This window comes from Salinisphaera sp. G21_0 (genome assembly GCF_017744115.1).
Taxonomy (GTDB): Bacteria; Pseudomonadota; Gammaproteobacteria; order Pseudomonadales; family Endozoicomonadaceae; genus Endozoicomonas.
In genome coordinates, this window is sequence record NZ_JAGHQW010000131.1 from 1 (window position 1) to 3,503 (window position 3,503).

The window sequence follows — 3,503 nt, forward strand, 5'->3', positions numbered from 1 at the left end:
GTGTCACTTTAAAATCGTGCAACAATGGTATCAGTTGGCGTTGTTCACTATGATTTAATGGTCGTTTTGCCCTTGATGTGTATTGTTTGATTGAACAGGCAAATTGACTGTGTGTTTTACCATCATAATGATCACCATAACGAGCAGACACCCTCACCAGCCAATCCATTTTTTCTTGTGTGATGAGAGCATTAAAACCATGAACAGGTTTTATTGAATGTCCTGGTGGATGGTTAGCAGAGCAGGCGTCAGAAGAAGGATGACATTCATTACGCTTCTGGATATAGGACGATGGCACATTCACCTTTGTGACTGTGCCATGCCTGTATTGCCCACTCCCTGAAGCACTGGCATGAACGTCTGGTTTTTTGTAATCGTTACCTGAAGTTGTGTATTTCCAACTTATACCAGAACCACCTCTGTCCATAATTATATTTCATTAATTCATGAAAAATATAAAAAGTAGACTATTCTACGGCATCAGCAGGCAGCAGTTTTTACTGGCTTTTTTCTCTTCCTTTTTCTTTTCTTGGGCTTTTTTGTTTGCTCTTCTAAATACTCTTCGGCCGTAAAATAACAGTCATCTGAACAATGCCCTCCATCATCGGCAGTAAAATATGCCTCATCTGCCGCCCACTCGCCGCTGTTAATTGACACAGAGCCATGGGCCTCTGGCGGGACAGCTAACTTTGCCTTTATTTGCTCAATAACCGTTTTCATTGAATTCTGGTTGTCAAGCTTGTTCACCGGGATTTCAATAACTTCAAATCCTAATTTCTGCAGCAGGGCGATTTTCAGCAACGTTGAGCCATTCCTGGTTTTGAAATCACCACTGACGTAATGAGAAGGTCCCTGAATGTCAATAACCGTGTTGTAATCTGGCAGTAGCAGATCAACCGGAGGTAATGAGTTCAGACTCTTTTCTTCTTCAATCTTCAACAACGGAAAATTCCATTGGAGGTGATCGCGGAAGGTGGATTGAGATTGTGAAGTGCTTGTCGTGTATTTAAGAGTGACCGGACACGTTCTCCCAAGCCAACCTGCGGCCATGGCAATGATGGATTGATCCTCTATATTGTCCGGGGATGTATTTCCCAGGCGAGAAAATAGTTCACCTATGTGCTTTTCAAGCGGATTTTTATTATTGCTACCTGAGTCCAGATAAACTCTGGCACAGAATACCATGACTCCCCAGAGAGACATCGATATATCTTGCTGAGAGAGTTGAGGGTTTTTACTGATTCTGTCAACAAGAAAATCGAACGTAGATTTAATCAGGTTCGGCTCAATGGCCTCACCCAGTTTCGCCAGGGCCCACAGCAGATTGACGGTACCTTGAGTACTGAACTGACTGCTCTCTTCTTTTGATTCGGCTTTGGTTTTCACATGGAACAACAGCGCGGCCAAGGCCTCTTTGAGCTTTGCTGTCTTCTCCAGCTCGAGCCAGTTGTCCACCAGTTTCGCCACGGCCCACAGCAGGTTGCAGACTCCCTGTGGCTTGAAGTGGTCTTTCTCTTCTTTTGATTCGGCTTTGTTTTGCACATAGTGCAACAGCGCGACCACGGCTCCTTTGAGCTGCGTTGTCTTCTTCAGCTCCAACCCGTTATCCACAAGTTTCGCCACGGCCCACAGCAGGTTGGCGACTTCCTGCGGCTTGAAGTGGTCTTTCTCTTCTTTTGATTCAGCTTTGTTTTGCACATAGGGCAACAGCGCGACCACGGCTCCTTTGAGCTGCGTTGTCTTCTTCAGCTCCAACCCGTTATCCACAAGTTTCGCCACGACCCACAGCAGGTTGGCGACTTCCTGCGGGTTGAAGTGGTCTTTCTCTTCTTTTGATTCGGCTTTGGTTTTCACATGGGGCAACAGTGCGGCCACGACCTCATTGAGTTTCGGTGTGTTCTCCAGCCCGTTGTCCACAAGTTTCGCCACGGCCCACAGCAGATTGGCGATATTCTGAGGAATAAAGTGGCCTTTCTCTTCTTTTGATTCGGCTTTGCTCTTCACATGAGGCAGCAGGGTGGTCACAGTCTCTTTGAGTTTCGGTGTCTTCTCCAGCGCCAGCCCGTTGTCCACCAGTTTCGCCACAGCCCACAGAAGGTTGGCGATATGCTGAGGAATAAAGTGATCTTTCTCTTCTTTTGATTCGGCTTTGGTTGTCACATGAGGCAGCAGGGTGGTCACAGTCTCTTTGAGTTTCGGTGTCTTCTCCAGCTCCAACCCCTTATCCACAAGTTTCGCCACGGCCCACAGCAGGTTGGCAACTTCCTGTGGCTTGAAGTGGTCTTTCTCTTCTTTTGATTCGGCTTTGTTTTGCACATAGGGCAACAGCGCGACCACGGCTCCTTTGAGCTGCGTTGTCTTCTTCAGCTCCAACCCGTTATCCACAAGTTTCGCCACGGCCCACAGTAGGTTGGCGACTTCCTGTGGCTTGAAGTGGTCTGTCTCTTCTTTTGATTCGGCTTTGGTTTTCACATGGGGCAACAGTGCGGCCACGACCTCATTGAGCTTCGGTGTGTTCTCCAGCCCCAGCCCGTTGTCCACCAGTTTCGCCACGGCCCACAGCAGATTGGCGATATGCCGAGGAATAAAGTGGCCTTTCTCTTCTTTTGATTCGGCTTTGGTTTTCACATGGGGCAACAGCGCGGCCACGGCCTCTTTGAGCTTCGGCGTCTTCTCCAGCTTCAGACCATTGTCCACCAGTTTCGCCATGGCCCACAGTAGATTGGTGACTTCCTGTGGCTTGAAGTGATCTTTCTCTTTTTTAGATTCGGCTTTGGTTTTCACCAGGGGCAACAGTGCGGCCACGGCCTCTTTCAGCTGCGCTGTCTTCTCCAGCTCCAGCCCGTTATCCACCAGTTTCGCCACGGCCCACAGCTGATTAGCGATTTGTTGAGGAATACAGTGGTCTTTCTCTTCTTTTGATTCAGCTTTGGTGTTCACATGGGGCAACAGCGCGGCCACGGCCTCTTTCAGCTTCGGTGTCTTCTCCAACTCCAGCCCGTTATCCACCAGTTTCGCTACCGCCCACAGCAGGTTGGCGATTCCCTGTGGCTTGAAGTCGTCTTTCTCTTCTTTTGATTCGGCTTTGGTTTTCACCCAGGGCAACAGCGCGGCCACGGCCTCTTTCAGCTTCGGTGTTTTCTCAAGCTCCAGCCCATTGCCCACCAGTTTTGCCACGGCCCACAGCAGGTTGCTGATACCTTGTACATCAATATCCCTGGCTTCAGGTTTTTGGTTGCACTTAAGTATTACTGCATCAAGTAAATTTGACAGTAAAGCAGCTTGAGTTTCCTTATCACCCTCATCGATGTATTTATGAGGGGTCAAAACATCCGCTGAAGTAAATGAATGAAGCGTTGTCGTCAGGCTTCGCCAAGTCCACCCGGGTGTCACTTTAAAATCGTGCAACAATGGTATCAGTTGGCGTTGTTCACTATGATTTAATGGTCGTTTTGCCCTTGATGTGTATTGTTTGATTGAACAGGCAAATTGACTGTGTGTTT

2 protein-coding genes are annotated in these 3,503 nt (G+C 48.2%); both read right to left on the bottom strand.

What is annotated here, in order from left to right; genetic code table 11:
* A partial coding sequence (locus tag J7439_RS25045) for a hypothetical protein (RefSeq protein ID WP_209204780.1) occupies positions 1-427 on the bottom strand: 427 nt, incomplete at its 3' end.
* Between the two features lie 53 nt (positions 428-480).
* On the bottom strand, positions 481-3,503 hold a 3,023-nt coding region (locus tag J7439_RS25050; protein ID WP_209204781.1), incomplete at its 5' end, for an RAP domain-containing protein.